This is a genomic window from Marinobacter sp. UBA5687 (genome assembly GCF_002420325.1).
Lineage (GTDB): Bacteria > Pseudomonadota > Gammaproteobacteria > Pseudomonadales > Oleiphilaceae > Marinobacter > Marinobacter nauticus.
Genome location: NZ_DIHV01000129.1, coordinates 46,031 through 52,471, shown reverse-complemented (window position 1 = coordinate 52,471; position 6,441 = coordinate 46,031). Strand labels below are relative to the sequence as shown.

Annotated in this window: 8 protein-coding genes; 3 read left to right on the top strand and 5 right to left on the bottom strand. The window is 58.8% G+C overall.

Annotated elements, in window-relative coordinates; genetic code table 11:
- Both B3Y70_RS14590 and B3Y70_RS14585 read left to right on the top strand, forming a co-directional pair.
- Positions 1–451, top strand: a 451-nt coding sequence (locus tag B3Y70_RS14590) for an isocitrate/isopropylmalate family dehydrogenase (protein ID WP_288589995.1), incomplete at its 5' end; no start/stop codon positions are given.
- Positions 452–494: 43 nt separating this feature from the next.
- Positions 495–1,754, top strand: coding sequence for an aspartate aminotransferase family protein (locus tag B3Y70_RS14585; protein ID WP_288589994.1), 1,260 nt, complete (start codon positions 495–497; stop codon positions 1,752–1,754).
- Positions 1,755–1,847: 93 nt separating this feature from the next.
- On the opposite strand, the gene B3Y70_RS14580 is transcribed toward B3Y70_RS14585, so the two are convergent.
- The 3 genes from B3Y70_RS14580 to B3Y70_RS14570 form a co-directional block, all read right to left on the bottom strand.
- A complete protein-coding gene (locus B3Y70_RS14580; protein WP_011785680.1) occupies positions 1,848–2,414 on the bottom strand; it encodes a DUF1439 domain-containing protein in 567 nt (188 codons plus the stop codon).
- An 89-nt stretch (positions 2,415–2,503) separates the two neighbouring features.
- Complete coding sequence (locus tag B3Y70_RS14575) at positions 2,504–2,695, bottom strand: CPXCG motif-containing cysteine-rich protein (RefSeq protein WP_022990918.1); 192 nt, start codon at positions 2,693–2,695, stop codon at positions 2,504–2,506.
- 8 nt (positions 2,696–2,703) lie between these two features.
- The gene (locus B3Y70_RS14570) at positions 2,704–3,930 is read right to left on the bottom strand and encodes a pyridoxal phosphate-dependent aminotransferase (protein ID WP_011785682.1); all 1,227 of its coding nucleotides are present in this window, start codon (positions 3,928–3,930) and stop codon (positions 2,704–2,706) included.
- 200 nt (positions 3,931–4,130) lie between these two features.
- Between B3Y70_RS14570 and B3Y70_RS14565 the strand changes: the two genes are divergently transcribed.
- Complete coding sequence (locus B3Y70_RS14565; protein WP_286894541.1) at positions 4,131–5,111, top strand: D-2-hydroxyacid dehydrogenase; 981 nt, start codon at positions 4,131–4,133, stop codon at positions 5,109–5,111.
- Here B3Y70_RS14565 and B3Y70_RS14560 read toward each other — a convergent pair.
- Together B3Y70_RS14560 and B3Y70_RS14555 are read right to left on the bottom strand one after the other, a co-directional pair.
- On the bottom strand, positions 5,108–6,184 hold the full coding sequence (locus tag B3Y70_RS14560) for a fatty acid desaturase family protein (RefSeq protein WP_288589992.1): 1,077 nt from the start codon (positions 6,182–6,184) through the stop codon (positions 5,108–5,110). The two genes, B3Y70_RS14565 and B3Y70_RS14560, sit on opposite strands and share 4 nt — an antisense overlap.
- Positions 6,185–6,261: 77 nt before the next feature.
- A partial coding sequence (locus tag B3Y70_RS14555; RefSeq protein ID WP_288589990.1) for a hypothetical protein occupies positions 6,262–6,441 on the bottom strand: 180 nt, incomplete at its 5' end.

The following is a 6,441-nucleotide window of genomic DNA, read 5'->3' as shown; positions in this document are numbered from 1 at the left end:
AATCAGCCGGGAATTCCCGGATGTGGCCACCCACCATGAACTGGTGGACGCCGCCTGCATGAAATTTGTCTCCAGCCCCTGGGCCTTTGATGTCGTGGTCGCCAGCAACCTGCAGGGCGATATTCTGACCGACCTGGCCGCTGTTATCTCCGGTGGCATGGGGGTAGCACCGTCCTGCAACCTGAACCCGACCGACCCGGACATGCCTTCCATGTTTGAACCCACCCACGGTAGCGCGCCGGATATCGCCGGCCAGGGCATTGCCGATCCAACCGCCATGCTCTTTACCGCCGCCCGTATGCTGGACTGGCTTGGCCGAAAAGATCCGTTGCTGGCCCAGGCTGGGCAGGAGCTGTTCGATGCGGTGGCAGCGGATCTTGCAGAGAAAGGCTCTGAACAACGCAGCACCCGGGAAATCGGGGATGCTATTTGTAAACGCCTTGGGGCCTGACTAGGCTGCAAAAGAGGTATTCCATTCACTTCGGGAGGTGTCCATGACCGACCACAAAGGCAAACTGTCTCCCCTGCTCAAGCAGGCTACCGGCATCACCGCCGCCAAAGGCGAAGGTGCCTATATTATTGACCCGGAAGGTCGCCGTTACCTGGACTTTACCTCCGGCATTGGTGTCACCAGTACCGGGCACTGTCACCCGAAAGTGGTGGAAGCGGCCCAGAAGCAGGTGGCCACCATGATCCATGCCCAGGCCACCACGGTCATGAACCCGAGACTACCGGAACTGGCAGAAAAGCTCGGCGCCCTGACTCCGGACCCACTGAATGCCTTTTTCTTTTCCAATGCCGGCACCGAAGTGGCCGAAGGTGCCATCCGCCTGGTGCGCCAGGCCACCGGCCGCCCCAATGTGATTGTGTTCCATGGAGGCTTTCATGGCCGCACCATGGGCTCACTGTCCATGACCACCTCCAGCGTGGGCCTGCGGGCCGGCGTCAGCCCGATGATGGGCGGCGTGGTAGTTGCCCCCTTCCCCCATGCCTTCCATTACGGCTGGAGCCTGGATGAGGCCACGGATTTCTGCTTGAGGGAACTGGATCGCATCTTCGTGACCTATTCGGCGCCCAAGGAAACCGCAGCCATGCTGATTGAGCCGGTGCAGGGTGAAGGCGGCTACGTGCCTGCTAACGCACGCTTCATGCAGGGGTTGCGGGAACGCTGCGACAAACACGGCATCATGCTGGTGTTTGACGAAGTACAGGCCGGGTTTGGCCGCAGCGGCAAGTTCTGGGCCCACGAACACTTCGGGGTAACACCCGATGCCATCATGATCGCCAAAGGCCTGGCCAGCGGCTTTCCCATTTCTGCTCTGGCAGCTTCAGAAGAAACCATGGCCAAGGGCTGGCCGGGTTCCCAGGGCGGCACCTACGGCGGCAATGCCGTAGCGGCGGCTGCCGCCATAGCGACCATCGAAGTGATTCAGGAAGAGGGCCTGGTGCAGAATGCCGAGGTGATGGGCAAACGCCTGTGGGACAACCTGCACGCCCTGAAAAAGGACTACCCGGAAATGGCGGATGTTCGCGGCAAGGGCCTGATGGTGGGCGTGGAAATGCGCCGTGGAGACTGCCCCGACGGGGAACGCGCCGGCAAGATCCTGAAAGAATGTGAAAAGCGGGGGCTGCTGATGCTGCGGTGTGGCCCCTACCAGGAGATTGTGCGCTGGCTGCCGCCGCTGATCGTCAACCAGCACCAGATTGACGAAGCCACCGGCATCTTCGAAGAGGCGCTGAAAGCCACGGCCTGAGCCATCGGCCGGTACCAGCAAGCAGAAAGGCCGGGCGGAACGTCATCCACCCGGCCTTTTTTGCTTCCACTCACCGCAAGGCAGGATCCTGCCTTACTGATCCGCCATCACAAACTCCAGTCGTCCCGGGGCTACCCGCACATCCATCGGTACCATCCCGAACATGCGCTGGGCGAAATCGGTTTCATCCAGACGATACACCGGCATGGTTTCCAGCATCTGAGCCACCGCCCGCATGACATTGTCGGTGATGGGTGCCAGATCCCCTTTGAAGAAGGGCGAGTCAATCGAGCTCTCCAGCAACTGCAAGCGTCGGATATACACTGCTTTCTCCTGGCTGTCGTATACCGGCGCACCCTCCACTTTCAAAGCGAGGTCCACGGGTAACTTGGCCATCAACGCATTCAGGGCTACCTGTCCACGCAGGTCGATCACCGCTACGTCCCGACCATCAGGCCCAAGGGTAATATCAGCGTCATCCAGGCTGAGACTGAGAGGCGACCCACTCTGCAGCTGTTTTCGATCAAACTCCGCCACCACATCCTTCAGGTGACCCTCAATCTCACCCTCGGAGATGGCGTAGGGCGAAAGGCTTGCGCAGCCGCTAGCCGTCAGCACAACGAACAGAGACAGCAGCCAGGCTTTGGCGTGATTCAACATGATTGGATTCCCTGCAAATTGGTCGGCTTTTATCCTGCGCCAGAGCGCCCTGCACCGCAACTGACTGGCATTAACGATTGGTCATGCGCTTACTCATTCTCGGGGCGGGCATCCACGCTGACGACTCGCCCCTCTTCCAACTGGACAGTCAGAACAATGGGCTGACAGCACACCTGGCAGTCCTCGACATATTCCTGCTCAGGCACCGTCGGGTCGACGCTGATATCCAGCGTCTCCCAACAGTAGGGACATTGAATCAGGACGGATTCCAGAGCCGACATGCCAGGCCTCAGAACTGCTGTTTGGCCATCCAGGGGATGATCCGGTCAAAGGCCTCTTCCATACGCTCGCAGGTAGTGGAGAAACTGAACCGCAAGGCGTTGGTGCAGTGTTCACCAAAGGCGTCCCCCGGCACCACGCAGACACCGGTTTCCTTCAGCATGCGCAAGGCCAGATCCGAACCATCCACGTGGGGCGGCAAGTCCGGGAAGGCGAAAAAGGCACCACCGGGCTTGTAGCCGGTCAGGTAAGGGGTTTGATCAATCAACTCGACAACCTTGTCCCGACGCTCCCGGTAAATATCCACCATGTCCTGAACGCATTGCTGGTCGGCCGTCAGCGCCGCCACGCCGGCAAACTGGGATGGGGTATTGGCCACTGAGGTGGTGAACATATGGTACCGGCGCAGGGACTTGATCGCCGCCTGGCTGGAAATGACCCAGCCTACGCGCAGGCCGGCCATACTGTAGGTTTTGGAGAAACTGCTGATGCACATGATGTTATCCAGGTCCATAGAGCAATTGAGGACACTGGCAAAATCATCGTCATCAAAAATCAGGTGGTCATACACTTCATCGGCGTATACCTGAATACCGCGATAGGCGCACTCTTCCAGGATGGTCTCCACGGTGCTGCGGGGATACACCGCCCCTGTCGGGTTGTTCGGATTGTTCAGGATCAGCGCAAAGGTGCGCGAGCCCATGGCCCGAATCACATCGTCCGGATCCAGTTGGTGGTTGTTCTCGGCCCGCGTGGGCACAAACTTCACCTCACCCCCGGTCATCCGGATCAACGGTGCATATAGCAGAAACGATGGGTCGGTCACGATGAACTGCCGCCCGGGCGCCGAGGTGGCCGAAATGGCCAGATACATGGCTTCAGTCGCGCCGCTCGTCACCAGGATGTTGTCACGGGTGAGCTTGCGGTTGTAGCGCTTGCCATAGTAATCCCGTAGTGCAACCAGCAACTCCGGCAGGCCGGCATCCATGGTGTAACCGGTCTGGCCGGCATTGAGCGCATCAATGTAGGCGTCGATAACATGCTTGGGCGTGGGCAGATCTGGCTGGCCGATCGACAGGTGAATCACATCCTTCATGGTAGATGCCATATTCACCAGGCGACGAATCCCCGAAACAGGAATGGCCTGCATGGCAGGGTTCCAACTGGCCTTGGTCTTCCGGTACTTCACTTTACGCGGCTTGGTCTGGCCGGTGTCCTTGTTCGCGGATTCCGCCATAAGCACCTCCTGGGGGACAGGGTAAACAAAAGAGTACCTTTGCAGGTTAGTCAGGAAAGAGGGGGCGTACAAGCAAGCGGGACTAAAGGATAACCGAACCCCTGAAAAACCGGTTCCGGCCGCCTCAGGTTGACCAGCCCACAACCGCCTACCAGACTAGTAAGACAGTCGTTATTGAGTGCACCATTACCGGAGGTTACATGACAGATTCACGCAAACCGGTCGTTACCGTTCTGACAGCACCGGGAGAGCCGGCACCGCCGGGTATAGAGGCGGTCAAGGCCCGGGCTGAAGTGCGCTTCGCCTGCGACGAACCCACCCTGCGTGAAAGCCTGCCCGGCACCGATGTCATGATGGTCACGGACTTCCGTACCGAAGCCCTTGAAGCGGCCTGGCCCTGTGCTGACAAGCTGCAATGGATTCACGCCACCAGCGCGGGAGTAGATGCGCTGATGTTTCCCGCCCTGATCAAGAGCGATGTGGTGGTCACCAACGCCCGCGGCATTTTCGACCGCACCATCGCCGAATACGTACTCTGCACCATCCTGATGTTCGCCAAGGATTTCCCCCGCTCCATCCGGCTGCAAATGAATCAGGAGTGGAAACACAGAGATACCGAACGGGCCGAGGGCAAACAGGTACTGGTGGTTGGCGCTGGCTCCATCGGCCGCCAGATTGGCCGGCTGGTAAATGCCATCGGCCTGCACGCCCACGGTATCGCCCGTACCCCGAGACATGATGACCCGGATTTCGTGGCGGTGCATGGCAACGATGAGCTTTATGAGCAGCTCTCACATGCAGACTTCGTGGTGATTGCGGCGCCGTTGACGCCACAAACCGAAGGCCTGTTTGCTGCCAAAGCCTTTGCCGCCATGAAAAAGACCGCACGCCTGATCAACATCGGCCGCGGCCCGATCGTCAATACCGAAGCCCTGCTCAAGGCACTCGACGATGGCGAGATTGCCGGCGCCGGACTGGATGTTTTCGAAGAGGAACCACTGCCCTCAGACCACCCGCTCTGGCAGCGGGAAAACGTGATCATGACCGCCCATATGGCCGGTGATTTTATCGGCTGGAAGCGGGCGCTCACGGATCAGTTCCTGGAGAACTTTGATCGGTGGCACAAGCGGGGTGAGCTGTTTAACCTGGTGAACAAAGAGCTTGGCTACGCCGGGAGTTAATTCAGATTAGCTGCTGAGTACTCTGATTGTAACGGCAGCAAATCAAATACCCGGCTTTCATCATTAGGATCCACCAACTCCGTCGGGGATTTGTACACCCGCGGAGTGGTGTACAGCATCCTGAGCGCCGTGCCGTGAGGCATGGCCATATAACGCTCCGGCTCGTTTTCCTCCAGCCACTTGCGAACCCTCGGCGCCATGTTGTGGGCCATTTTCGGAAAAAAGTGGTGTTCAATATGGTGGCTGAATCGGAAATGCAGGCGGTCCAGCACCGGATGGCTGCGCAGGCTCATCGAGTTATCCAGCGGGTTATTGGTGGCGGTCTGTGGGCGCAGGAAGTGATTGGTGAGGATATAGCCCTGACCCAGCGCGTTGGCCACCATGAACGGAATCAGCACCGTAAACAGCGCGAGCGAGCCAGAAACCGCAGCCAGCGCCAGCCAGCCCCCCAGGCACAGAAACACCTGCGCGATGGCCTTCCGGCGATCAAACCCCTTGAACTGCTTGCGGCGTTTCGCCTGAATCCACAGCACCAGCTGGGCGTGGAAGGTGAAGGAATAGGTCAGGAACAGATAGCTGTACCAGGTACCCGAACCCGGAGCCAGCTTGTGAAACTTCTTCTGGCCTGGATTGGTCTTGTAACGACGCAGCGTGCCGAAGCTGTCCGGGTCCGTATCGCCGGTATTGGTGTTACCGTGATGCACGACATTGTGCCACTTGCGCCAGAACTCCGGCGGCACCAACAACGGCCCAAACCCCAGCCAACCAAACACATTCTGCCAGCGCCGGCTCATGCCCAGAGCACCATGCAGCACCTCATGGGCCAACAGCGCCTGGCAACCAATGGTGTGCCCCACCAGCAACGCCAGCCCCAGATTGGCGTACCACGGCAAACCCGCCATCAGGATAACGGCCAGCCCACCCCAGATAATGGCCTGCAGGGGCAGAAACCAGACCACCCGCCAGGCCTGCGGCTTGAACGTGTCAGCGGGAAGTTCCTTTTTCATGCGATCCCGGAGTTCCCGTTCGTCCGGCTTTCCGAAAACCGCACTCACACTTGTTTCGGGTTTCACTGCTGCGTTCATCTTTTACCTGTCACCATTTGCTGTTGAACACACCCACCATGCACCAAACTTTCAGCGCACACTTGTTAGCCGAAAACTACAACAGAAAACCCAATAAAACAATGGCCAAAGAACGAGAAAGGGAACCCGCCCATAAAATGGGTAACAAGCGTATCCCGATAAGCAATCACCAAAGCATGATGACGCAGGTGGGGTGGCTTTCCCTGGGATGTCTTTGGCCATGGATGGCCAAAGAGAAGCGCACA